This is a genomic window from Aquabacterium sp. TM01 (assembly GCF_057808345.1).
This window is the reverse complement of sequence record NZ_AP046529.1, coordinates 575128-598822: the sequence shown is the minus strand read 5'-3', so window position 1 is coordinate 598822 and position 23695 is coordinate 575128. Positions and strand designations below refer to the sequence as shown.

17 protein-coding genes and 1 pseudogene are annotated in these 23695 nt (G+C 67.3%); 13 read left to right on the top strand and 5 right to left on the bottom strand.

All coding sequences use genetic code 11. From position 1 onward, the window contains the following. Positions 1-220 precede the first annotated feature (220 nt). Together AC3WW4_RS02790 and AC3WW4_RS02785 are read left to right on the top strand one after the other, a co-directional pair. A pseudogene (locus tag AC3WW4_RS02790) lies at positions 221-654 on the top strand (GreA/GreB family elongation factor). 350 nt (positions 655-1004) lie between these two features. Continuing rightward, positions 1005-1487, top strand: a complete 483-nt coding sequence (locus AC3WW4_RS02785) for a VOC family protein (RefSeq protein WP_488826866.1) — start codon at positions 1005-1007, stop codon at positions 1485-1487. A gap of 135 nt (positions 1488-1622) precedes the next feature. Here the strand turns inward: AC3WW4_RS02785 and metE are convergent, their stop codons facing one another. Beyond that, on the bottom strand, positions 1623-3914 hold the full coding sequence (gene metE, locus AC3WW4_RS02780) for a 5-methyltetrahydropteroyltriglutamate--homocysteine S-methyltransferase (RefSeq protein WP_488826865.1): 2292 nt from the start codon (positions 3912-3914) through the stop codon (positions 1623-1625). 104 nt (positions 3915-4018) lie between these two features. On the opposite strand from metE, the gene AC3WW4_RS02775 reads away from it, so the two are divergent. The 4 genes from AC3WW4_RS02775 to AC3WW4_RS02760 all read left to right on the top strand — a co-directional run bounded on the left by AC3WW4_RS02775 (position 4019) and on the right by AC3WW4_RS02760 (position 7028). Further along, positions 4019-4912 carry a LysR family transcriptional regulator gene (locus tag AC3WW4_RS02775; protein WP_488826864.1) on the top strand — a complete coding sequence of 298 codons (894 nt, stop codon included), beginning with the start codon at positions 4019-4021 and terminating at the stop codon, positions 4910-4912. A 63-nt stretch (positions 4913-4975) separates the two neighbouring features. Continuing rightward, positions 4976-5314, top strand: coding sequence for a hypothetical protein (locus tag AC3WW4_RS02770; RefSeq protein ID WP_488826863.1), 339 nt, complete (start codon positions 4976-4978; stop codon positions 5312-5314). A 21-nt stretch (positions 5315-5335) separates the two neighbouring features. Further along, the gene (locus tag AC3WW4_RS02765) at positions 5336-5857 is read left to right on the top strand and encodes a hypothetical protein (RefSeq protein ID WP_488826862.1); all 522 of its coding nucleotides are present in this window, start codon (positions 5336-5338) and stop codon (positions 5855-5857) included. A 259-nt stretch (positions 5858-6116) separates the two neighbouring features. Beyond that, complete coding sequence (locus AC3WW4_RS02760) at positions 6117-7028, top strand: bifunctional GNAT family N-acetyltransferase/nucleoside diphosphate kinase regulator (RefSeq protein WP_488826861.1); 912 nt, start codon at positions 6117-6119, stop codon at positions 7026-7028. 26 nt (positions 7029-7054) lie between these two features. Here AC3WW4_RS02760 and AC3WW4_RS02755 read toward each other — a convergent pair whose 3' ends face one another. Next, positions 7055-8272: an acetylornithine transaminase gene (locus AC3WW4_RS02755; RefSeq protein WP_488826860.1), complete on the bottom strand. Its 1218-nt coding sequence runs from the start codon at positions 8270-8272 to the stop codon at positions 7055-7057. 275 nt (positions 8273-8547) lie between these two features. On the opposite strand from AC3WW4_RS02755, the gene AC3WW4_RS02750 reads away from it, so the two are divergent. After that, positions 8548-12525, top strand: a complete 3978-nt coding sequence (locus AC3WW4_RS02750; RefSeq protein WP_488826859.1) for a Pls/PosA family non-ribosomal peptide synthetase — start codon at positions 8548-8550, stop codon at positions 12523-12525. After that, the gene (locus AC3WW4_RS02745) at positions 12522-13109 is read left to right on the top strand and encodes a 4'-phosphopantetheinyl transferase family protein (protein ID WP_488826858.1); all 588 of its coding nucleotides are present in this window, start codon (positions 12522-12524) and stop codon (positions 13107-13109) included. Before AC3WW4_RS02750 ends, AC3WW4_RS02745 begins: the two co-directional genes overlap by 4 nt. 7 nt (positions 13110-13116) lie before the next feature. Here AC3WW4_RS02745 and AC3WW4_RS02740 read toward each other — a convergent pair whose 3' ends face one another. Together AC3WW4_RS02740 and AC3WW4_RS02735 are read right to left on the bottom strand one after the other, a co-directional pair. Next, a complete protein-coding gene (locus tag AC3WW4_RS02740) occupies positions 13117-14445 on the bottom strand; it encodes an ATP-binding protein (RefSeq protein WP_488829682.1) in 1329 nt (442 codons plus the stop codon). Between the two features lie 2 nt (positions 14446-14447). After that, a complete protein-coding gene (locus AC3WW4_RS02735) occupies positions 14448-15107 on the bottom strand; it encodes a response regulator transcription factor (RefSeq protein ID WP_488826857.1) in 660 nt (219 codons plus the stop codon). A gap of 142 nt (positions 15108-15249) precedes the next feature. On the opposite strand from AC3WW4_RS02735, the gene AC3WW4_RS02730 reads away from it, so the two are divergent. From AC3WW4_RS02730 to AC3WW4_RS02715, 4 genes are read left to right on the top strand one after another with little or no spacing between them, the layout of a single operon-like run. Then, a complete protein-coding gene (locus tag AC3WW4_RS02730) occupies positions 15250-15603 on the top strand; it encodes a PepSY domain-containing protein (protein ID WP_488826856.1) in 354 nt (117 codons plus the stop codon). Between the two features lie 51 nt (positions 15604-15654). After that, positions 15655-16125, top strand: coding sequence for a DUF2271 domain-containing protein (locus AC3WW4_RS02725; RefSeq protein WP_488826855.1), 471 nt, complete (start codon positions 15655-15657; stop codon positions 16123-16125). 21 nt (positions 16126-16146) lie between these two features. Beyond that, positions 16147-18354 (top strand): PepSY domain-containing protein, encoded by a 2208-nt coding sequence (locus AC3WW4_RS02720; RefSeq protein ID WP_488826854.1) that lies wholly within the window; start codon positions 16147-16149, stop codon positions 18352-18354. After that, positions 18335-19285 (top strand): FAD:protein FMN transferase, encoded by a 951-nt coding sequence (locus AC3WW4_RS02715; protein ID WP_488826853.1) that lies wholly within the window; start codon positions 18335-18337, stop codon positions 19283-19285. Before AC3WW4_RS02720 ends, AC3WW4_RS02715 begins: the two co-directional genes overlap by 20 nt. 7 nt (positions 19286-19292) lie before the next feature. Here AC3WW4_RS02715 and AC3WW4_RS02710 read toward each other — a convergent pair whose 3' ends face one another. After that, entirely contained in the window at positions 19293-21866 is a 2574-nt protein-coding gene (locus tag AC3WW4_RS02710) for a cation-translocating P-type ATPase (RefSeq protein WP_488826852.1), read from the bottom strand. Between the two features lie 198 nt (positions 21867-22064). On the opposite strand from AC3WW4_RS02710, the gene AC3WW4_RS02705 reads away from it, so the two are divergent. Next, a complete protein-coding gene (locus AC3WW4_RS02705; RefSeq protein WP_488826851.1) occupies positions 22065-23675 on the top strand; it encodes a methyl-accepting chemotaxis protein in 1611 nt (536 codons plus the stop codon). Positions 23676-23695: the final 20 nt, after the last annotated feature.

Sequence of the window (23695 nt, the reverse complement as noted above, 5' to 3'; positions counted from 1 at the left end):
TATGACGGCTTCGCGCACCGGGCAAGCGGTCGGATCGCACGCGCCCCCACGTCAGACACTGATGACTGGGATCCGGACTCCCTGCATCTCGCAACGTCAGGGCTTGGCAAAGCGTCGCGCCCCTTCCTCGCGCGCCGCCTTGAAATGAGAATCCGCCCGATAGAACCGTCATGCCCGCGGCCATAAAGGGCTTTCATTCTTGCAACCAAGTGTGGTGAAGATGAACAAGCCTTTCAGTTCGCGGTGCCCAGAGATCACCCGGGCAGACGCACTGACTCTCATGGATTGGTTGACCGACGAGGACGTGACCTGCGACCTGAGCGGCTCACGCCACGTCTCCCGGTTCATTGAGCAGGTTGTCGATCGGGTCAAGTTGCCGATCCTGACCCATCTGTTCAACCAGAGCGGCCGTTTCTGCATGAACTCGAGCGCGCCATCGTCGTCGATCCACGGGAGGTGGAGGTGGTGCTGGTGTACCCGGAAGATGCCGACGAGCATGCCGGCAAACTTTCGGTGTGCTCGGACATGGGTACGGCGATCCTGGGCGACAAGGCGGGCGATGCCTTCAACTGGCGGATGCGCCATCGCACCCGCCAGATCCGGATCGACAAGGTGCTGTACCAGCCCGAAGCGGCGGGCCATTTCCACCTGTAGGCTCACACGCCCAGGCCAGGCACAAGCGCCGGTGGGAATGCCCCCACCGTGATCTGCGCATTGGCAATGCCTGACAGGATGCAGTAAGGTGAACCAGTCCGCCTCCCATCCAAAGGCTCCCCACGCGTGGACGGGGCCGTCAAGGTGATCGGCGCTCTCCATGCCTATGGCACGCATTTCGACGATCCGGACTTCCAGCCGATCGAACACTGAAGTCCAGGGGGTACAGCGCCGTTTTTCAAGCAGTCTGCGTTCCGTCCCATCTGACAGAACGACGCCCTTGATCAGGCCGTCTGGCGCTGCCTGGGCAGTGGCGGACGGAGGGCACCCCACTCTTGAGGAGACACGACATGAGCAGCAAGAACACCGTCTGCCTGTGGTTCGACGGCGATGCCGTTGACGCCGCCACCTTCTATGCAGAGACCTTTCCCGACAGCGCGGTCGGCGCCGTCCACCGCGCACCGGGCGATTTTCCCGACGGCAAGCTGGGCGATGTCCTGATCGTCGAGTTCACCGTCTGCGGCATCCCCTGCATCGGACTGAACGGCGGTCCGCAGTTCAAGCACAGCGAGGCCTTCTCCTTTCAAATCGCCACCGACGACCAGGCCGAAACCGACCGCCTGTGGAACGCGATCATCGGCCATGGCGGGCAGGAAAGCGCGTGCGGCTGGTGCAAGGACCGTTGGGGCCTGTCGTGGCAGATCACCCCACGCGCCCTCACGGCGGCGGTCATCGACCCTGATCGCGCAGCGGCCAAGCGCGCGTTCAACGCGATGATGACGATGAGCAAGATCGACATCGCCACGATCGAGGCGGCACGGCGGGGCCCATGACGTGCCGGCCAGAGCCTGAGCGTGAGTGCCTGCTGTTCATCCGTCTGCCCAAGCTACTGGTGACACCCTGACAAGTACGTCGGGCACGCAGTACAAGGCGCTCGCCCTCGACGGGGGTTGCGAAGCTGAGGTCGCTCAGGCCGCCTGGCGCAGGGCCTTGGCTGCGGCAACCATGTGGGCCAACGCGGGAATCACCTCCGGCCACTGGCGCGTCTTGAGGCCACAGTCCGGATTCACCCACAGGCGCTCCGCCGGCACACGCTCCGCCGCCTTCTGCATCAGTTGCACGATGTGCGCCTGCGTCGGGATGTTGGGCGAGTGGATGTCGTACACGCCGGGCCCGATCTCGTTGGGATACTGGAAGTTCTCGAAGGCGTCCAGCAACTCCATGTCCGAACGCGAGGTCTCGATGGTGATCACATCGGCATCCATGGCGGCAATGGCCTGGATGATGTCGTTGAACTCGGAGTAGCACATGTGGGTGTGGATCTGCGTTTCGTCGTCCACGCCGTTGGCGGTGATGCGGAACGATTCCACCGCCCAGTCCAGGTAGGTCTGCCACTGGGACTTGCGCAGCGGCAGGCCTTCGCGCAGGGCGGCCTCGTCGATCTGGATGATGCGCACGCCGGCCTGCTCCAGGTCCAGCACTTCTTCGCGAATGGCCAAGGCCAGTTGGTAGCAGGACACCGAACGGGGCTGGTCGTCCCGCACGAAGGACCAGTTCAAGATGGTGACCGGGCCGGTCAGCATGCCCTTCATGGGCCGGTTGGTCAGCGACTGCGCGTAGCGGATCCACTCGACCGTCATGGCCTTGGGGCGGCTGATGTCGCCAAAGAGGATGGGCGGCTTCACGCAGCGTGAACCGTAAGACTGCACCCAGCCGAACTGGCTGAAGGCGTAGCCTTCAAGCTGCTCGCCAAAATACTCGACCATGTCGTTGCGCTCGGCTTCGCCGTGCACCAACACATCCAGATCCAGCGCCTCTTGCTCCCGCACAGCGCGTTCGATCTCCTTGCGCATCGCGGCCTGGTAGCCGGCTTCGTCCAGTCGCCCCGCCTTGTACTCGCTGCGGGCGCGGCGGATGTCGGCGGTCTGCGGGAAGGAGCCGATGGTGGTGGTCGGGTAGACAGGCAGCTTCAAGCGCGCCGCCTGCTTGGGCGCACGCACGGCATACGGGCTCTTGCGCTCACCCAACTCCGGCGTGATGCTGAGCAGCGCGGCCTTGACCGCCGGGTTGTTCACGCGCGGTGAGGCGCGGCGGGCATCGATGGCCGCCTGGTTGACCGCCAGCACGGCCTTGACCGAGGCGCGACCGTTGTTCAGGGCATTGGCCAGCACGCGCAGTTCATCGAGTTTTTGCAGGGCAAAGGCCAGCCACGCCTTCACCTCGGCATCGAGTTGTTGCTCGCTGTCCAGGTCCACCGGCACGTGCAGCAGCGAACACGTTGGTGCGATCCACAGGCGATCACCCAGGCGCAGGGCAATCGGTTCGAGCCAGTCCAGCACTGCCGCAAGGTCCGTCTTCCAGATGTTGCGGCCGTTGACGACCCCCAGCGACAGCACCTTGTGAGACGGCAGCAGGTTCAGCATGGGCTGGACATCCTCACGCCCGTTGATGGCATCAATGTGCAGACCGGCCACAGGGAGGTTCACCGCCAGGTGCAGGTTCTCGGCCAGTTGACCGAAGTAAGTGGCCAGGAGCAGCTTCACCTTGCAGGCCTTGAGCTGGTGGTAGGCGGTGTTGAAGGCGTGCTTCCACTCGGCATCGAGCTCGGTCACCAGGATGGGCTCGTCGATCTGCACCCATTCCACGCCTTGCGCGGCCAGCGTGTCCAGCAGTTCGGCGTACACCGGCAAGATGCGCTCCAGCAAGGTCAGCTTGTCGGAGGCGTCCTTGGCCTTGCCCAGCGCCAGATACGTCACCGGGCCAACGATCACGGGCTTGGTTTGGAGCCCCAGTTGACGCGCTTCAGCCAGTTGCGCCAACAGGCGCGAAGCGTCGAGCTTGAAGGTGGTGGCCGAGGTGAACTCCGGGACGATGTAGTGGTAGTTGGTGTCAAACCACTTGGTCATCTCGCCCGCGGCCACACCGCCACCGCAACAACCGGCGTGCTCGGCGCTGTGTGCCGAGCGCCCGCGGGCCACGCGGAAGTAGTTGTCCAGGGCATCCCCCTGGAAGCCTTGCACGCGCTCAGGCAGGTTGCCCAGCGTGAAGCTCAAGTCCAGCATCTGGTCGTAGAAAGAGAAGTCGCCCACGGGCACGAAGTCCAGCGCGGACTGGTGACCCCAGTGGCGGCGACGCAGTTGCGCCCCCAACTCCTGGAGGGCGTCGCGCGACGATTCGCCCTTCCAGTAGGACTCGAGTGCGAACTTCAGCTCGCGCTTGGCGCCGATGCGAGGAAAGCCCAGGTTGTGTGTGATGGCCATGATCAATTCGGGGGTGGGTTCAACAATGGCCGCAAGGTTAAGGATTCAGGATGATGAAGTAAAATGGTATTAATTCACAGATCCATGAGATTCACTCATCCATCATGTTGGAACGAATGCACCTGGCCATCGTCCAGGAGGTTGAAAAGCAAGGCTCGCTGACAGCTGCTGCCGAGGTGCTGTGCGTCACACAGTCGGCCCTCAGCCACTCGATGAAGAAACTGGAGCAGCAACTCGGCACCGACATCTGGTTGCGCGAAGGCCGCAGCCTGCGGCTGACGCAGGCGGGGCAGTACGTGCTGGCCGTGGCCAATCGGGTGCTGCCACAACTGACTTTGGCCGAAGAGCGTCTGCGTCAGTTCGCGCAGGGAGAGCGCGGCACCTTGCGCATCGGCATGGAGTGCCACCCGTGCTACCAATGGCTGCTCAAGATCGTCTCGCCCTATCTGGCCGCCTGGCCCGATGTCGATGTGGACGTGAAACAGAAGTTCCAGTTTGGCGGCATCGGCGCGCTGTTCGGCTACGAGATCGACATGCTGGTGACTCCGGACCCGCTGTACAAACCCGGTCTGCACTTCGAGCCGGTGTTCGACTACGAACAGGTGCTCGTGGTCAGCACCGACCACGCTCTGGCGGGTGCCAAACAGGTCAATCCCAGACACTTGGCGAACGAGGTGCTGATCACCTACCCGGTACCCACCGATCGGCTGGACATCTACACCCAGTTCCTGATGCCGGCCGGCATTGCGCCCAAGCGCCACAAGGTCATCGAAACCACAGACATCATGCTGCAGATGGTGGCCAGCCAGCGGGGCGTGGCTGCCCTGCCCCGCTGGCTGGTGCAGGAGTACGCGCAGAGGATGAACGTGGTGCCGGTGCGACTGGGTGCCAAGGGCATTGCCAAGCAGATTCACCTCGGCATCCGCGAGGCCGACACCGAGATCGATTACGTCAAGGCCTTCGTCGAGTTGGCCCGTCGCTCGGCCCACCTGGCTTGAGCCGCAGGCCATCCCCCACCATTGTTCAGGCGACAAGCATGGAACGCTTCACCATCTCCATCGATGACCATCTGGCCCAGGAGTTCGATTCCTGAATCGGCAGCCGGCCACCTGCTGTATGCCGTCGAAGCGGCCCACAACAACGGCCCCTGGGAGCACCCTCAGCATTTCAAGCGCCTCAATGGCGTGCTGCGCTACAGCCTGAACGAAGGCGGTGTGCGCCAGTCGCTCACGGCCATGGCCTACACCGCCCAGTGGGACACAACGGACCAGGTGCCGCAGCACGCCGTCGATGCGTGCCTGATTGGGCGCTTTGGCGCCATCGACCCATCCGACCACGGCCGCACGCAACGCAGCAGCCTGTCCTACCAACGGACCCAGGCGCTCCCGGATGGCGACTGACAGTTCAACGCCTACGCGATTGTGTCGCTTCTGAACCTGTTCTCCAACTTCACCTACTACCTGGACGATCCGGTCCGGGGTGACCAGTTCGAGCAAGCCGAGCGCCGACAGACCTACGGCGCCCATACGGCACGCAACTGGAGTGCCGACTGGGGCGGCCTGGAGATGACGAACAAGGTCGGCGCGCAGGTCCGCCACGACCGCCTCGCCCCGGTGGGGCTGCGCCGCGCAGAGGGTGGGACCCAGTGGTGGCCCTGGTTCGGGCAATTCCAGCTGCGCTACTTTGGCCCCCGCCCACTGATCGAAGACAACAGCCAGCGCTCCAAAGGCACCACCCTGGCCTATCTGCGCGCAGGCTATCGAATCAATGCCCACACCAAGCTGTCGCTGGACATCTTCAACCTGTTCAACCGCAAAGCCAGCGACATCGACTATTACTATGTCTCGCGCCTGCCAGGCGAGCCGGCCGCCGGCGTGGGCGGCATCCACAGCCACCCGGCTGAACCGCGCACCGCGCGCCTTACGCTGACGGTCAACTTCTGACGGGTGCGCCACCTTGGCGGCGACGTCGGCTCAGGGCTGGCCGCAGTCAGGCGCTGAGCGGAGAGTCATGGATGACAGGTCGCGCGGTCAGCTCCTGGCCGGGAACGGGCGGGCCCTGCCTGCTGCACGTCACGTAAGGGCTTGGCAAAGCGCGGCACATCCGCGCGCGCGCACCGCCTTACAATGAGCACTCTCTCGAAAGAACCGTCATGGCCGGGGCCATGAAGGGCTTTCATTCTTGCAACCAAGTGTGGTGAAGATGAACAAGCCTTTCATTTCGCTGTGTCCCGAGATCACTCGGGCAGACGCGCTGACTCTCATGGATTGGTTGGAAGACGAGTGCGTGACCCGCTACCTGAGCGATTCACGCCATGTCTCCCGGTTCATTGAGCAGGTTGTGGATCGGGTCCAATTGCCGATCCTGACCCATCTGTTCAACCAGGGTGGCCGCTTCTTCATGGCCTACGACCGACACGACGTGCCCGTGGGCTTCGTCCGGCTCGTCAAGAAGGGCCCGGACTGTGAGATGGTCCTGGTCATCGGCAACCGCGAGAACTGGGGCCGCAAGCTCGGCGCCAGCGCCCTGCGCGAAGGCATGAAGCTCGCCTTCTTCGACATGCGGGCCGACAAGCTCATTGCCAAGATCGACGCGGACAACGTGCGCTCGCTGAAGGCCTTCCTGCGCAGCGGCTTCTTGCTGGACAGCGAAACGCCGGCCATGAAGTCGTTTGTCATGAGCTCGGAGCGCTATCTCCGCCTCTTGCGCGAAAGGCCTGCCGCCCACACCTCCAACATCTACATCACCGAAATCGACCAGGCCCGGCTCAGGAGTCTGGTCGAGCTCGAACCGGGCTCGGACATTTTTGAGCTGGAACATGAGCTCGAGCGCGCCATCGTCGTCGATCCACGGCACGTGGCGGAGGATGTCATCACCATGAACTCCAAGGCCTTGCTGCAGGTGGACGACGAAGAGATGGAAGTGGCACTGGTGTACCCAGAGGATGCGGACGAGCAGGCCGGCAAGCTCTCGGTGTGCTCCGGCATCGGCACGGCCATCCTGGGCTACAAGGCGGGCGATGCCTTCAACTGGCGGATGCGCCATCGCACCCGCCAGATCCGGATCGACAAGGTGCTGTACCAGCCCGAAGCGGCGGGCCATTTCCACCTGTAGGTTCACCCGCAGCGCTGTCCTTGAGTTCAGACAGCGGATTGGCGCATGACCTCGTCCAAGATGCTCAAGCCGGTCTGAATCTCCTGCGCCGTGCTGTTGAGTCGAGGCATGAAGCGCAAGCAGTGTGGCCGCGCGGCGTTCACCAGCAGCCCTTGTTCACGGCAAGCGTGGACCACCGCGGCGGCGTTGTCGCAGCCCAGCTCCAGCGCCCACAACAAGCCGGCGCCACGCACCTCGCCCAGGCCGTGCTGCTGCGCCAGTTGCAACAACCCTGCTTGCAACTGCTGCCCCCGCTCACGCACCTGCGCCAGAAAATCCGGCTGACTCAGTTCCTGCAACACGGCCAGGCTGACCGCGCACATCAGTGGGTTGCCGGCATAGGTGCCACCCTGGTCGCCATGCTCGAACACGCTGCAATGCTGTTGGGCCAGCACCGCAGAGATGGGCACGCCGCCTCCCAGCCCCTTGCCCAGGGTCAGGATGTCGGGTTTGACGCCGTAGGACTGAAAGCCAAACAGCTCGCCCAGGCGGCCGCAGCCAGTCTGCACCTCGTCAAAGATCAGCAGCAGGCCGCGTTCGTCGCACAACTGGCGCAGGGCTTGCAAGAAGGCGCGCGTGGCCGGGCGCACCCCGGCTTCGCCCTGCACCGGCTCCAGCATGATGGCCACCGTGCGGTCGCTCAACACCCGGTGGACGGAGTCCAGATCGTTGAGCGTGGCCTTGGCAAAGCCCGGCAGGTTGGGCGGAAACAAGGCGTCCCACCCGGCTTTGCCGCTGGCCGCCATGGTCGCCAGGTTCCGCCCGTGAAACGCGTTGTCGAAGGTGATGATCTCGAACGCCCCCGCTCCCGCCCCTCGTCTGGCCGCACGTCCCCCGCTGCGCCCCCACTTGCGCGCCAGTTTGATCGCCCCTTCGTTGGCCTCCGCCCCCGTGCTGCCAAAGAAGACCTGATCGAACCCGCTGAGCGCACACAGGCGCTCAGCCAACGCCAGCGACGGCAGGTTGTACAGCGCCGGACTGGGCGTGAGCAGTTGGGTGGCCTGCGCCTGCAGCGCCTGCGTGATGACCGCTGGACAGTGCCCCAGCGCGTTGACGGCCCAGCCTTGCAACCAGTCCAGATAGCGCCGGCCGGCCTGGTCCCACAACCAGGCGCCTTCGCCGCGCACGAAAACGTCGGCGGGGCGGGCGGTCACGGACATCAGATGCTGGCACTGCGGTGGGTGGTGGGGCTGGAGCGTGGTCATGGTCAAGGGCCTTTCATGCGGAGGGACAAAGAAAAAGGCCACGGGGGTGAGCCGTGGCCTTTGGGGAGGAAAGTGGTGGTTCGTTTACATCTTCACCATCTCAACCTCGCGCGCAGGACACGGCAACGAGCGACGGGCTCGTGCGGCTCGGGCGGCGGCGATGGGGCGAGAGAGGTGATGCATGTCTGACATCGTACAAGAAAGAGTGCTGCGACGCAGCATGTACAGTCACAGAAACGAACCCACCGCCCCCCCGGCAAAGACGGCCATTTTTCATGACGATATCAAGAGGCTCATCTCGCCCTGACCTTCTGCTCGACGAAGTACTGGCCGACATCTTCGAGGCCACGGTGGCACGACGACCGGAGCAAACGGCCCTCATCTTCGGCGGGCTTCAGCTCAGCTACCGCGATCTGGATGAGCGCGCCAATTTGATGGCGCACCACCTGATGGCGAAAGGCGTGAAACCTGGCGACATCGTGGGCCTGTGGGTGCCGAGGGGCATGGACCTGCTCGCCAGCCAACTGGCCATCGCCAAGACCGGCGCAGCCTGGTTGCCGTTCGATGCCGATACGCCTGCCGAGCGGGTGGCCATTTGCCTGGAAGATGCGCAGGCGGTGGGGATCGTCACAGGCCACTGCTTGAACCAGCAGCTGCATGGTGCGGCGTGTCCCGTGTGGGATCAGGCCGACCTGCTCGCCAAGACGTCGGAGCCCTTGTTGCGGCGCCGCGGGGCCAGACCCGAGCACCCGGCTTATGTCATCTACACCTCGGGCTCGACCGGCAAGCCCAAGGGGGTGCCCATCAGCCAGGGCGCCATCTGCCATTTCCTGCGCAGCGAAAACGCCGTCCTGGGCGTGCGTGCGGACGACGTCGTGTACCAAGGCTTCTCGGCGGCCTTCGACATGTCCTTCGAAGAGATCTGGATCTCCTATCTCGTGGGCGCCTCCTTGTGGATTGCACCGCGTGACATCACGGCCGATCCCGATGCCCTGCCGCGCGCGCTGGCCGACAACGGCGTCACCGTGCTGCACGCCGTGCCGACCTTGTTGGCACTCTTCAGCATCGATGTTCCTGGCTTGCGGCTGATCAACCTGGGTGGGGAAATGTGCCCACAGGCGGTGGTGGACCGCTGGGCGACGCCAGCGCGCCGGGTGTTCAACACCTATGGGCCGACCGAGGCCACCGTGTCCGCCAGCATTGCCGAGCTCCACGCCGGGCAAGCGGTGACGATCGGTGCGCCCCTGCCGAACTATGGTCTGCTGGTGGTGGATGCGGATCTGAAATTGCTCGGCGCCGGCGAAACGGGGGAGCTGTGCATCATCGGCCCCGGTGTCGCACAAGGCTATCTGGGGCGCCCGGACCTCACGGCCGAGAAGTTCGTCGCCAACCCGTGGATGGCGCACCCGGGCGAGCCGCGCCTTTACCGAACGGGCGATCTGGCGCGCATCGATGCGCAGGGGCAGGTTCATTGCCTGGGACGCGCCGACGATCAGGTCAAGGTGCGTGGGTTTCGCGTCGAACTGGGCGAGATCGAGGCCAAGCTGAGCCAGCTGCTGAGCAATGGCACGGCCGCCGTCGTGCTCAAGCCTGTCCATGACATGGACCAGCTGGTGGCCTATGTCGTGCCCGGGAGCGACACGGCGCCCACGCCGGGCGAGCTGCGCGCCGGTTTGCGCGAAGTCTTGCCACCTTACATGGTGCCGAGCCACTTTGAGGTGGTGCCCGACATCCCTCGCCTGACCTCGGGCAAGATCGATCGCAAGGCTTTGCGTGCCTTGCCGATGAGCGAGACCAGCGAGCCCGCCGAATCGGATGAAGCCGAGAACGACGTGGAGGCGGCCCTGTTTGCGGGGCTGGCACGCCTGTTCCCTGGCCAGGCCATCCGCCGGACGGCGGACTTCTTCGATGACCTCGGCGGACATTCCTTGTTGGCCGCGCGCCTGGTGTCGACCATGCGGGAAGATGCGCGTTTCGTGCACATGACGGTCAACGACGTCTACCGCAACCGGCGCCTTGCCGCCATCAGCGAGGCCATGCAAGCCGGCATGGCGCAGCTGGGCGCCGCCGCCTTGCCCGCGTTTGCCGAGGTTCCCAGGTCGCGCCGGCTGCTCTGCGGCGCGGCACAGTTGCTGACGCTGCCCTTCATGATCAGCCTCAATGTCATGAACTGGCTGGCGCCCTTCTTCACGTATCACTATTTCACCGGCGATCCGGGTGACAGCATTGCCATCGCCGTGCTGGCCTCGGTGCTGGTCTTCCTGGCCAGTCACCTCGTCAGTCTGGCGGTGGCGGTCACCAGCAGCCGGCTGCTGCTGCGAGGGCTCAAGGCCGGACGCTACTCCTTGTGGGGCCTGACCTATTTCCGTTGGTGGCTGGCGGACCGGCTGCACCAGATCGCCCCGGCCTACCTGCTCTCGGGATCGTCGCTGTACAACGGCTACCTGCGCGCCATGGGGGCGCAAGTGGGTTCGGATGTGGTGATCGGTTCGGTCACGATCCGACAGCCGCATTTGCTGCGGATCGGTGATGGTGTCAGCATCGGCTCGAACGTCAACCTGGAGAACGTGCGCGTCGAGCGCGGTGAACTGGTGGTGGGCGCCATCGACATCGGCCGTGAAGGCTACGTGGGCTCGTATGCGGTCATGGAGGGCGACACCGCCATCGCCCCCGATGGCCGGCTCGAAGGCTTGGCCGCGCTCGCACGTGGCGGACGCATCGCCGAGCGGGAAGTCTGGGATGGCTCGCCCGCGCGGTGTGTCGGGCACCTGAAGGGCGACGAGCGCCCGGCGCGACCGCCGGTCACCCAGGCCCGACGCATCGGCGAGGCGGTGTTCTTCGCGGGCGGTGCCGCGCTGACCTCGGTGTTGTTCTTTCTGCCCATTTTTCCGGCATTTGCGTTGATCGATGCCTTGGAGGGCCAGGTGCTGGCGCCCTCGCTCGAAGTGCATGGCTATGTGCTCGCGGTCTTCCAATACGCCTTGCTGGCCCTGCCCGCCAGTGCCGTGCTGATCCTGGGGACGGCCCTGATTGCGGCCGCGATCCGCTGGGCCGTCCTGCCCAAGCTGCGCCCCGGCACCTGGCCGGTGCACAGCAACCTGTACTGCCGCAAGTGGTTGGCCAACCAGATTCAGGTGGCCAGCCTGCATGTGCTGCATGGCGTGTATGCCACGGTGTTTGCGCCGATCTGGTATCGCCTGCTCGGCGCAAAGATCGGGCGCCACGCCGAAATCTCGACCGCCATGGGCCTGATCCCCGACATGCTGACGCTGGGCGACGAGTCCTTCATCGCCGATGCGGTGATGCTGGGCGACGAGGAGGTGGATGGCGGCTGGATGTCGATTGACTACACGGTCATTGGCCGGCGCAGCTTTGTGGGCAACGGCGCCTATGTGCCGGACGGCACCACCTTGCCATCGGACGTGCTGATTGGCGTCCAGTCCAAGGCCCCCCAGACCGAGATGATGCAACCCGGACAGACCTGGGTGGGCTCGCCGGCGATCAGCCTGCCCTCGCGTGAAATCCTGACGGGCTTCCCGGAGTCGATGACCTTCCACCCCTCGACCTGGCGGTGGATCGGCCGGGCGCTGGTGGAAGCGATGCGCATCGTGATGCCGCTGTCGCTCATCATTGGCGCCGGCTACGTGATTGTCCAGAACCTCATGCCGGTGGCCGCGGCCGAAGCATGGCTTGCGTTGGCGTTTGATCTGGGCGTGGCTGGCATCTACTACGGCGTCGGGTGCTTCCTGTTCGTGGTGGCGTTGAAGTGGCTGCTGATCGGGCGCTACCGGCCCCGGGCGACGCCGATGTGGACGCCGTTCGTCTGGACGAGCGAAGCGCTGACCAGCGTGTATGAGTCGATCGCCGTGCCCAACTTCCTGGAGTACCTGCGCGGGACGCCGATGTTGCCGTCGATGCTGCGCCTGATGGGCGTGAAAATCGGCCACGATGTTTACATGGACACGACCGACATCACCGAGTTCGATTGCGTTCAGATCGGCGATCGCAGTGAACTCAACGCCTGGTCTGGCCCCCAGACTCATTTGTTTGAGGACCGCGTCATGAAGATCGGCCGCATCCAGATCGGCGAGCGGGTGACCCTCGGCATCCGAAGCACCGTTCTGTACGACACCGTGATCGGCGATGGCGTGCTGCTGGGGCCTCTCACCTTGGTCATGAAGGGCGAAAAGCTGCCCGCCGAGAGTGCCTGGTCTGGCTCGCCAGCCCAGTCATGGCGCGGTTCAGGCGCATGACCCCGATGCACCCTGCCCAGCGTCCGGCATGGCGCGTGGGTCACCCCGCCATGTGGATGCTGCAGGGCCAGGGGCAGCATCTCCGCCGCGAGGCCCGCGCGTTCTTGCGGGAGCTGCTGGCGGGCTATTTGCGGACCGCGCCCGAACAGGTGCCCTTGCGCTTCTCTCCCGGTGAGGCACCGTCCGTCGCGGCGAGCTGGCAAGGCACACGCTTGTCGATCAGCATGAGCTACAGCACGGACGTGGCCCTGATCGCCCTCTGCCCTGGCGCACGCATCGGCATCGACGTGACCACCGTGGCGCCCATGCCCGATTGGGCGCAGGTGGCCCGGCTGTATCTCGGCCCTGAATCGCTGTCACACCTCACCGCGATCGACGATGTGGGGCGCGACCAGATGTTTGCATTGGCCTGGGCGGAGATGGAAGCCCGCTCCAAATGCCTGGGACTGGGCTTGCAGGAGTGGTCAGCAGCGCGGCAGCAGCGCTTGCAAGGGCGCACCATGCAGCTGAGCACGTGCGAGGTGGCAGGCGCAGGATCCGGTCAACGCTGTGTGGTGGCCGTGGCGTGGGAGGCAACGCCGTGACGCATCGTCACGAGCGCGACAGCGGCAGCGCCAGGGACGCCTCGAAGCCCGAGGCCTGCCCAGGCCGTGGCGAGCGAATCACCAGCGCACTGCCGATGCGCTGAGCGATGGCCTGCACGATGGCCAGCCCCAGGCCACTGCCCTCGGCTTGCGTGCCTGCCCGCTCGAAGCGGTCCACCAAGCGAGACAGGGCCTCGCTCGGCACCACCGGCCCGCCGTTGGCGACTGTCAGCACGCCCTCGCGGCTCAGGGACACCTCGATGGGCGTGCCGTCCGTGCCGTGTCGCAGCGCGTTTTCGACCAGGTTGCGCAAGAGGATCGCGAACACGTCCGGGTCCAGGTCGGACATCACGGGCCCGGGCGGCAGCACCAGGGCCAGTCGCCCCGCGCTGGCCTGGCGGGCCAGCTCGTCGGTCAGGATGCGCGCCACCATGCGCAGGTCGGAGGCGTGGTCCAGGCGCAGCCGGCCGCCTTCGGCGCGCGCCAGCTGCATCAGGCGCTCGGACAGCCGCGTCAGGCGCTTGAGCGTCGCCTCGATGTCGGCCGCGCGGGCCTGGGCGGCAGCGTCGCGCGTTTCAGCCTGCAGGCGCTGCGCCTGCGCGATGGCACCGGCCAGGGGCGTGCGCAGTTCATGGGCGGCATTGGCGGCAAAGCTGCGCTCGGCCTCGAAGGCCGCCGCCAGCCGTGCGAGCAGCTCGTTCAGGGTGTCGGCCACGGGCGCCACCTCGGGCGGCAGATCGTCTAACGGCAGCTGCGACAGGTCGCGCGCGCCCCGCGCGGCCAGCCGCTCGCGAAAGCGCCGCAAGGGGTCCAGGCTCGCGCGCACGGCCAGCACAATGGCCAGCAGCGCCACAGGCAGGACAATCAGCAAGGGCAAGGCCAGGCCCATCAGGATCTCGCGCCCCACCCCCGAGCGATGAGCCAGCGGCTCGGCCACGGTGAGCCGCACCGAGCCTTGCAGCGCCTCTTCGCTGTAGAAGCGGTGGGTGGCGGACTGGCCAAAACCGACGCCGTGCCAAGGCGGAAAGATCGCCGGGTCGGCATCATGCGAGAGCAGCAGCAGGCGCCCCTGCGCATCGCGCACGGCATAGCTCAGGATCTCGTCGTGCTCGCGGGACTGCGCCAGGCGCTGGGTCGGGTCGGCTTCATCGCGTCCCAGCACGTCGGCCACGGCCAGCGGCAGGATGCGCTGCGCCGTCTCCTGCAGGGCGGCGTCGAACACCTCCTCGATGGCCTGGCGCGCCCGCACCGCCGTCACCGACGCCGCGCCGAGCCAGAGCACCGTCAGCAGGGCCCCCAGCGACAGGGCCAGGCGCCGCTGCAGGCTGCGGGGCATCTTCATGCGGGCCCCAGGCGGTAGCCCAGCCCCCGTTCGGTCACGATGAGCTCGGCGCCCAGCTTCTTTCGCAGGCGGCTGACATGCACCTCGATGGTGTTGCTCTCCACCTCGGCATCGAAGGCGTAGAGCTTGTCCTCCAACTGCGCTTTCGAGAGCAGCTGCCCAGGTCGGGCCAGGAAGGCTTCGAGCAAGGCCCACTCGCGGGCCGTCAGCGGCACCGGCTGGCCATCGCGGTGGATGCGGTGTGCAGCCAGGTCGATCTGCAAGGGCCCATGAGTGATGAGGGGGTTGGGGTTGCCGCCATAGCGGCGCGCCACCGAGCCGATGCGGGCCGACAGTTCGGCCAGATCGAAAGGCTTCACGAGGTAGTCGTCAGCGCCGGCATTGAGCCCCTCGATCCGGTCGGACACCTGATCGAGCGCCGTCAGGATGATGACCGGTGTGGCCTCGCCGCGCGCGCGCAGGCGTCGCAGGAAGGGCAGGCCGCGGCCATCGGGGAGCATCAGGTCGAGCAGGACGAGGTCGTAAGGCACACCCGCGATCGCCGTGTCGGCGGCGTCCAGACGCTGCACCCAGTCCACGCCATGGCCATCGCCCGCAATCTGGTCGCGCACCGCGGCGCCCAGCACCGCGTCGTCTTCAATCAGCAGAATCCGCATTCACACCCTCCCCCATCGTCCAGGCACGCGCCCACGCCACGACAAACCTGACGGGAAGCTGAAGCGCATCCGCTCGCCTCGTTCAGGTTGCGATCAGCTTGGCGGAGCATCCTCACGTCATCAAGGATAAAGGAGCCACACCATGAAAGCACGCTTTCCCATCGCCCTCGTGATCGCCCTGACCGCTTCGGGCGCCGCCCTGGCCAGCGACGATTGCCGTCGCCCCATGGCCGAATGGCAGTCCCGCGAGAGCGTCACCGCCCATGTCGCCGACCGTGGCATCACGACCGAGCGCCTGCGCATCGACGACGGCTGCTACGAGGTCCGTGGCCGCGATGGCGACGGCAACCAGGTTGAACTGAAGATCGACCCGGCCTCGCTCGCCATCATCGAGTTGGAGGTGCGCTTCCGCCCCGGCGCCGACACCGCACGCTACCTGCCCGCCGGGCGCGGCCAGGCCGCCAAAGCCACCAAGCCCGCCCCCGCAGCGCGCTGAGCCCCGGCCCTGGCCGCCGCACCAGCCTCCCTCCCCTCCTGAGGAAGCATCATGAAAACACTCGTCTCTGGCCTGGCCTTGACCACGGCCCTTGCCCTGCCCGGTCTGGCCTCGGCCCGCCCGGTCACCCTGACCACCACGCTCAAGCACTATGGCGGCGATGGCGCTTACCTGGCGCTGTACCTCACCGATCCCTCGGGCGCCCATGTGCGCACCCTGTGGGTCGCGGGTGAAAAGTCGAAGTACCACAAGCACCTGACGGACTGGTACCGCGCCACCGGCGGTGGCCGCAAGCAGATCGACGGCATCACCGGCGCCAGCGTGGGCGAAGGCCGCAGCCTGAAGGTGACGGTGGAACTGGCCGACGCCCTGTTCGACGCCGGCTACACGCTGAACGTGGACGCCGCCGCCGAAGACATGCGCGACAGCCCGCGTGATGTCTCGGTGCCGCTGACCAAGGCCGGCGCGGGCAAGCCCACCGCAGGCCGTCGCTACGTCGCCGGCTTCACCTACGGACTGTGATCTGAACCGGAGATCCGAAGCATGATGCGCACCCTGCACCGCTGGCCCGGCCTGGTGATGGCGGCCCTGCTGTTCGTGACGGCCTTGAGCGGCGCCGCCCTGTCGCTGTTTCCCGCGCTGGAGGCCGTGCAGGCCCCCTCGCAGGCGGACACGCTGACCGTGGCCGAATTGGCAACGCGCGTGCAGGCGACCCATCCCGGCCTGGAGCAGATCAAACGCGCGCCCTCGGGACGGATCACCGCCTGGTGGTTTGACGGAGACCAGCCCGGCTCGGCCGTGATCGATCCGGCCACCGGCCGCGACGTGGCCAGCGCCGACCCGAACGCGGTGCAGCGCTGGCTGACCACCTTGCACCGCTCACTCTTTCTGGGCGATGGCGGCCGCCTGCTCGCTGCAGCGGGCGCCCTGGCCATGCTGGGACTGGCCATCACGGGGGCCTGGCTGGTGGCCCGGCGCACAGGCGGCTGGCGACGCTGGTTCACCCGCCTGCGCGGACCTTGGGCCGGCCGGCTGCACACCGAAATCGCCCGCGTGGCCGTGCTGGGCCTGCTGTGGTCGTCGGTGACCGCGCTGTGGATGTCGGCCGAAACCTTCGAGCTCATCACGGTGGAGTCAGCCAGCCTGAATGCCCCGGCCACGGTCAGTGGGCACACTGGCCTGGCACTGGCCCGGATGGACACCCTGCGCGCCACCCCGGTGGCCGACCTGCGCGAGCTGAGCTTTCCCGTACAGGGAGATCCGCAAGATGTGTTCACGCTGCGCACCACCCAGGGCATGGGCCATGTGGACGCGGGCACCGGCACCCTGCTGGCGTGGCAAGGCCTGAGCCTGGGCCAGCGCGTGTCAGACACGGTCGCCATGCTGCACACCGGCCAAGGCGCTGCCGTGCTGGGCCTCATCCTGGGCGTGATGGCCCTGGGCGTGCCCGTGCTGGCCGTGACCGGCGTGTGCGTCTGGCTGGCCGGTCGGCGCGCCCGTCCGACCCTGCGTGGCAACGCACCGGCCGCTCAGGCCGACACCGTGGTCTTGGTGGGCTCCGAAGGCGGCAGCACCTGGGGCTTTGCCGCGACGCTGGCCGAGGCGCTGCGCCGCGCTGGCCACTCGGTGCATGTGGCGCCCCTGCGCGGCTTTGCCCCGACCCGCCACCGCCAAGCGCAACGCTACCTGATCCTCGCCGCCACCTATGGCGAGGGCGATGCCCCGGCCTCGGCCCAAGGCTTCCTTGAGCGCCTCCAAGCCCTGGACGCACCGACCACCGCGCCGCTGGCCGTACTCGGCTTTGGCGACCGGAGCTTCCCGGCCTTCTGCGCCTATGCCGCCGCCGTGGACGCGGCCGCCCGCGCCAAGGGCTGGCCCACCTTGCTCCCGTTCGACACCATCGACCGCCAGTCGCCACAGGACTTCGCCCGCTGGGGCCGTGCGCTGGGCGAAGCCTTGGGCACGCCCCTGGACCTCGCCCACCAGCCCACGCCGCCCGCCACCGAAACGCTGACCCTGGTGGCGCGTCGCGACTACGGCAGCGCCGTGCAGGTGCCGATGTCCATCCTGCGCTTTGCGCTGCCGCCATCCTCGCGCTGGCAACGCCTGACCGGCCAGGGCTTCGCCCGCTTCGAGCCCGGCGACCTTCTGGGCATCGTGCCCGAAGGCTCGACCGTGCCCCGCCTCTACTCGCTGGCCTCGGGCTCGCGGGACGGCTTCGTCGAAATCGTCGTGCGGCGTCACGTCGGCGGTCTGGCCTCAACGCAGTTGACCTCCCTGGAGCCAGAGCAGACGGTGCGCGCCTTTGTGCGCCCCCATCCGGGCTTCCATGCCGACCACGACCGCACCCCGCTGATCCTGATCGGCGCGGGCACCGGCGTGGGTCCCTTGGCCGGCTTCATCCGCCACAACACGCCCGCTCGCCCGATCCACCTGTTCTTCGGGCTGCGCCACCCCGACAGCGACTTTCTCTACCACCCCGAACTGTCGCGCTGGCAGGCCGAAGGCAAGCTGACCGCCTTGTCTCTCGCCGTGTCGCGCAGCGAGCACCCGCAGTACGTGCAGGATGCGCTGCGCCAAGCCGCCCCTCAAGTGGTCGAGGCCATCCGACAAGGTGCCAACGTCATGGTGTGCGGCGGCCGGGACATGGCGCGCGGCGTGGCCGAAGCCTTGACCGACATCCTCCAACCTGCCGGGCTGACGCCCGCGATGCTGAAAGCCGGAGACCGCTATGTCGAAGACGTCTACTGAGCCGACACGCCACGCGCTGAACGGCCCCACCATGGGCACGCGCTGGTCGGCGGTGTTCTTCAGCGCGCCCGATCTGGAGGTCGCCCCGATCCAATCAGCCTTGCAGGAGGCCGTGGACGAGGTGGACGCACAGATGTCCACCTGGCAGCCCGGCAGCGACCTGATGCGCCTGAACCGGGCGCCGGTGAACACCCTGGTCGAGGTGCCTGAACACCTGGCTCATGTGTTGAGCCTTGGCTTGCACATCGGTCGCGCATCCGGCGGCGCCTTCGATATCGGCCAGGGCGATGCGGTGCAGGCCTGGGGCTTTGGCCCACAGGCGGCCGATGTGGACAGCATCCGCCGCGCCATGGCAGCGCCCCGACGTCCGGCGCATGAAGTGCTGCAGATCACGGGCCAGCTGGTGCGCAAGCAAGGCGCGCTCACGCTGGACCTGAACGGCATCGCCAAGGGGTATGGCGTGGACCGCCTGGCCGACACGCTGCGCCGCTTCGGCATTGACGCGGCCCTGGTCGGCATCGACGGCGAGATGCGCGCGCTGGGCCTGCGCCCCGATGGCACCGCCTGGTCCGTCGCGGTCGAAGCGCCCGACACCGAACGCCGCGCGCCCCATTCGGTGCTGGCCTTGCAGGATGCGGCCGTCGCCACCTCGGGCGACTACCGGCACTGGGTGACCGTGCAGGGCCGCCACCTGTCTCACACCATGGACCCGCGTCGGGGCGCGCCGCTGCGGTCGTCGCCAGCCTCGGTCACCGTGGTGGCCCCCACCTGCGCCGAGGCCGACGCCTGGGCCACTGCGCTCATGGTGCTCGGCCCCGACGCCGGGTCGGCCCTGGCGCTTCGTCAGGGGCTGAGTGCCTTGTTCCTGATGCGCGATGAAGCGGGCGCGGTACAGGCGCGCGGCTGCGGCCCGCTGTTCGACACGGTCTGAGCCGCGCTCACAGCGTCCCGCGTCGCCCCTGCCAACGCAGACGCATGGCCTTCAGCACCTCCAGCAGCGCCAGCGTCACCACGGCCACACCAGCGGCCTGCGCGGCCAGCTCGACCGTCAAGGGCTGAAACTGGAACAGCGCGCGCAGCGCCGGCCAGCCCAGCACCAGGGTCAGCAAGGCGGTGGTCACACCCAACATGGTCCACAGCGCGCGGTTCGGTCGCCGCAGGCTTTCCAGCAGGTGGTTGCCCACCGAGCGGTTGCTCACAATCAGGGCCACGTTCGCCCCCACCAGCGCGACAAAGGCCGCCGTGCGGGCCGCCGCTTCGGGCGTGGCCAGGTTCAGCAGCCACATGTAGAAGCCGCCGATCACCCCCATCACCAACCCACCTTGCAGCAGGCTGCCCCACAGCAGGTCGGCGCTCAGCAAAGGCGCGCCGGGCGGTCGCGGTGGACGCTGCATCACATCGCCCTCCTCCGGCTCGGCCTCGAACACCACCGAGCACACCGGGTCGATGATCAATTCCAGAAACGCGATATGCACCGGCACGAACAGCAGGGGCAGGCCAAACAGCAGCGGCAGCAAGGACAAGCCCGCAATCGGCACATGCACGGCCAGCACAAAGGCCATGCCTTTGCGCAGGTTGTCGTTGATGCGCCGGCCCAGGCGCACCGCCTGCGCGATGGCGCCAAAGTCGTCGTCCAGCAGCACGAGCGAGGCCGCCTCGCGGGCCACGTCGGTGCCGCGCGCACCCATGGCCACGCCGATGTCGGCCGCTTTCAGCGAGGGCGCGTCGTTGACGCCGTCGCCGGTCATGGCCACCACCTCGCCGTTGGCCTGGCAGGCGCGCACGATGCGCCACTTCTGCTCGGGCGTGACGCGGGCAAACACGCCAGTGTGGCGCACGCGCTCACGCAAGGCCTCGTCGGACAAGGCCGCGATCTCTTCACCGCGCAAGGCGCCGCCGGCCGTGTCCAGGCCGGCCTGGGTGGCAATCGCCAGCGCCGTGGCCGGGTAATCGCCGGTGATCATCGCGATGCGGATGCCGGCCTGGCGGCACATCTGCACCGCGTCCACCACCGACGGACGCAGCGGGTCCATCAAGCCGATCAGGCCCAGGAACTCGAAGTCCAGGTCGTGCTGCAGGGGCGGCCAGTCGCCTCCAGGCTCGTGCCCGCGCAGCACGCCGCGCGCCACGCCCAGCACCCGCAGGCCCCGCGCCGCCAGCGCCTCCACCTCGCGACGGATCTCGGCCACCTGCGCCTCAGGCAGGTGACACAGGTCGGCCACCGCCTCCGGCGCGCCCTTGGCGGCGACCACCTGGCTGCGGTGGCTGGGGCGCTGCCACACGTGCGACATGGCCAGCAGGTCGGGGCTGAGCGCGTAGGCGTGGGCCAGGGTCCAGTCCGGGTGCAGGTGCTCGCGATCCTGTGCGGTCAGGTGGCTCTCGGCCAGGTCCCAGAAGGCCTTTTCCATCGGGTCGAAGGGGTCGCGCTGGCTGGCCAAAATGGCGTACTCCAGCACCGCGTGGAAGGCCTCGGGCAGCACCGGATTACCGACGGTCCAGCCCTGCTCGCCCACCTGCAGCGCCGCCACCGTCATGCGGTTTTGCGTGAGCGTGCCGGTCTTGTCGGTGCACAGCACGGTGGCCGAGCCCAGGGTTTCGATGGCGCTGGCCCGGCGCACCAGCACGCGCTGGTGGGCAATGCGCCAGGCGCCCATGGCCATGAACACGGTCAGGATCAGCGGGAACTCCTGAGGCAGCATCGACATGGCCAGGGTGATGCCGGCCAGCACCGCGCCCAGCACATCGCCGCGCACGTAGGCGTACAGCACGGCCACCCCCACACTCAGGGCCACGCCGACCACGGCAAACGCGCGCACCCACTGGCGGGTCTGGCGTTGCAAGGCCGACGGGGTGGTTTCGAGTTGGCTGAGCGCCTGCCCGATGCGACCGATCTGGGTCTGCGCGCCCGTACGGCGCACCTGGGCCAGCCCCTGGCCCCGCACCACCAGCGCACCGGAGTACACCCAGGGCAGGTCATCGCCCCCGGGGGTGCACTCCCCCAATTCGGTCCAGGCCTGCGGGGGGCAGGCCTGCTTGCGCACCGGCACCGATTCGCCCGTGAGCAGCGACTCGTCGGTGTGCAGCTCGTGCGCCTCGCGCAGCACGGCATCGGCCGGCACGCGGTCACCTTCGGCCAGCACGATCAGGTCACCCGGCACCACCTCGCGCCCGGCCACGCGCCGCCGACGCCCATCGCGGATCACCAGCGCACGCGGGCTGCTGAGGTCGCGCAGCGCCTCCATGACGCGCTCGGTGCGCGTCTCCTGCACCAGGCTGATGGACAGGGACAGCACCACAAAGGCCAGCAGCGCCAGCGCCTCGGCCACATCGCCCAGCACCAGGTAGATCAGCCCGGCGGCGATCAGCAGTTGCAGCATGGGCTCGCGCACCACCTCGGCTGCGATGCGCCAGACGGAGCGAGGGCGCGCCTGCGGCAACTCGTTGGGACCGTGCGTGCGCAACAGCTCGCCCGCGACCTGCTCGCTCAGGCCTGCATCGTCAAAAGAGGACATCGGCGCCATGAAACCAATCTGCACAGTGGGTCTGCCGCCATCCTATCCGACCGGAAAACGCGGCCAATGCGGCACTTCTGGGCACAAACGCGCGCGCTGTGCCAAGCTCGCGCCTCGGAATGTGGCTCAATTTCATGCGCTACATCAATTCCACGCTCCTTTGGCTGCCGCCCACCGCGCCTGCGGCCCTCTCCCGACATGCGACAGAACCTGCCCATTACCCAACGCGAGTACCCGTTTCCACCGAACCGCACGCTGGTGTCGGTGACCGACCTGAAAGGCCGCATCACCTACTGCAACCCGGCATTCATCGAGGTCAGCGGGTACAGCCGTGACGAGCTGCTGGGCCAGCCGCACAACCTCGTGCGTCACCCCGACATGCCGTCCGAGGCTTTCCGCGACATGTGGGCCACCATCGAGTCTGGACGTCCCTGGGCCGGCGTGGTGAAAAACCGGCGCAAGAACGGCGACCACTACTGGGTGGTGGCCAACGCGACCCCGATGATGGACGGCGGGCGCATCACCGGTTACCTGTCGGTGCGCAACCAGCCCAGCCGCGAGGCCATCCAGGGCGCTGAGGCCCTGTACGCCACCATGCAGGCCGAGGCCACGCAAGGCCGGCTGCAGCATGTACTCAAGGGCGGTCGCGTGCGCCGCAACGGTTGGCACGGCCGACTTCAGCTGCTGACCCAACCCAGCACGCGCACCCGTCTGCTGAGCGTGCAGCTGCTGGGTGCCGCGGCCACCGGCGGCACGGCGCTGGCCGGCCTGCCCGCGCTGGTGACGGTCGGGGTGGCCTTGCTGTCGGGCGTCATGGCCTACCTGAGCACGCGCGCCCTGGCCATCACCCCCATCCACCGCCTGGTGGCCGATGCCAACCACCTGGCGGCGGGCGACCTCACGCACGAGATCACCACCGGCGCGAGCGGCGCCTCAGGCCAGTTGCAGCAAGCCCTGCAGCAGATGTCGCAGAGCCTGCGCACCGTGGTGCAGGACGTGCGCACGGAGGTCGACCAGCTCAGCATCGCCGTGGCCCAGATCGCGACCGGCAACCAGGACCTGGCCTCGCGCACCGAGTCGCAAGCCAGCAGCCTGGAGCAGACCGCCGCCTCGATGGAAGAGATCAACGGCACGGTGCAGCACAGTGCTGACGCGGCCCAGCAAGGCGCCCATCTGGCCCAGGAAACCTCGCACATCACGCAGCGCAGCAATGAGGCGGTGCTGGCCGTGACGCAGACCATGGGCGGCATCGCCGAGTCGTCATCGCGCATTGGCGAGATCATCCACCTGATCGAAGGCGTGGCCTTCCAGACCAACATCCTGGCGCTCAACGCGGCCGTGGAAGCCGCCCGAGCCGGCGAGGCTGGGCGCGGCTTTGCCGTGGTCGCCTCCGAGGTGCGCTCGCTGGCCCACCGCACCAGCGAGGCCGCGCGCGAGATCAAGCAGCTCATCCAGGAATCGGCCGACCGGGTGCGCGAAGGCGGCGAGCGCACCGACGAGGCCCGCGCCCGCATGCAAGAGGCCATCGGCGCGGTGCAGAAGGTCAGTGGCGTGCTCGACGCCATCAGCGGCGCCTCGCGCGAGCAGCAGCTGGGGATCGGCCAGATCAACGAGGCCGTGTCTCACATGGACTCGATCACGCAGCAGAACGCCGCGCTGGTGGAAGAGCTGGCTTCGGCCGCTCGATCACTGACCGGACAGGTTCAGGGCGTGAGCCACTCGATGCGCCTGTTCCGCCTGCAGCCGGGCGAGCGCACGCTCTCCGAAATGGATGCGGTCGAGCTGCGCCGTCAGAACAAGGGGCACTGAGCCCGCTCGGCGGGCCGCTG

Bases quoted from the DNA above. Each gene is read 5' to 3' on its own strand.
- AC3WW4_RS02785 (WP_488826866.1), top strand. From the start codon at position 1,005: ATGAGCAGCAAGAACACCGTCTGCCTGTGGTTCGACGGCGATGCCGTT.
- metE (WP_488826865.1), bottom strand. From the start codon at position 3,914: ATGGCCATCACACACAACCTGGGCTTTCCTCGCATCGGCGCCAAGCGC.
- AC3WW4_RS02775 (WP_488826864.1), top strand. From the start codon at position 4,019: ATGTTGGAACGAATGCACCTGGCCATCGTCCAGGAGGTTGAAAAGCAA.
- AC3WW4_RS02770 (WP_488826863.1), top strand. From the start codon at position 4,976: ATGACCATCTGGCCCAGGAGTTCGATTCCTGAATCGGCAGCCGGCCAC.
- AC3WW4_RS02760 (WP_488826861.1), top strand. From the start codon at position 6,117: ATGAACAAGCCTTTCATTTCGCTGTGTCCCGAGATCACTCGGGCAGAC.
- AC3WW4_RS02755 (WP_488826860.1), bottom strand. From the start codon at position 8,272: ATGACCACGCTCCAGCCCCACCACCCACCGCAGTGCCAGCATCTGATG.
- AC3WW4_RS02750 (WP_488826859.1), top strand. From the start codon at position 8,548: ATGACGATATCAAGAGGCTCATCTCGCCCTGACCTTCTGCTCGACGAA.
- AC3WW4_RS02745 (WP_488826858.1), top strand. From the start codon at position 12,522: ATGACCCCGATGCACCCTGCCCAGCGTCCGGCATGGCGCGTGGGTCAC.
- AC3WW4_RS02740 (WP_488829682.1), bottom strand. From the start codon at position 14,445: ATGCCCCGCAGCCTGCAGCGGCGCCTGGCCCTGTCGCTGGGGGCCCTG.
- AC3WW4_RS02735 (WP_488826857.1), bottom strand. From the start codon at position 15,107: ATGCGGATTCTGCTGATTGAAGACGACGCGGTGCTGGGCGCCGCGGTG.
- AC3WW4_RS02730 (WP_488826856.1), top strand. From the start codon at position 15,250: ATGAAAGCACGCTTTCCCATCGCCCTCGTGATCGCCCTGACCGCTTCG.
- AC3WW4_RS02725 (WP_488826855.1), top strand. From the start codon at position 15,655: ATGAAAACACTCGTCTCTGGCCTGGCCTTGACCACGGCCCTTGCCCTG.
- AC3WW4_RS02720 (WP_488826854.1), top strand. From the start codon at position 16,147: ATGATGCGCACCCTGCACCGCTGGCCCGGCCTGGTGATGGCGGCCCTG.
- AC3WW4_RS02715 (WP_488826853.1), top strand. From the start codon at position 18,335: ATGTCGAAGACGTCTACTGAGCCGACACGCCACGCGCTGAACGGCCCC.
- AC3WW4_RS02710 (WP_488826852.1), bottom strand. From the start codon at position 21,866: ATGTCCTCTTTTGACGATGCAGGCCTGAGCGAGCAGGTCGCGGGCGAG.
- AC3WW4_RS02705 (WP_488826851.1), top strand. From the start codon at position 22,065: ATGCGACAGAACCTGCCCATTACCCAACGCGAGTACCCGTTTCCACCG.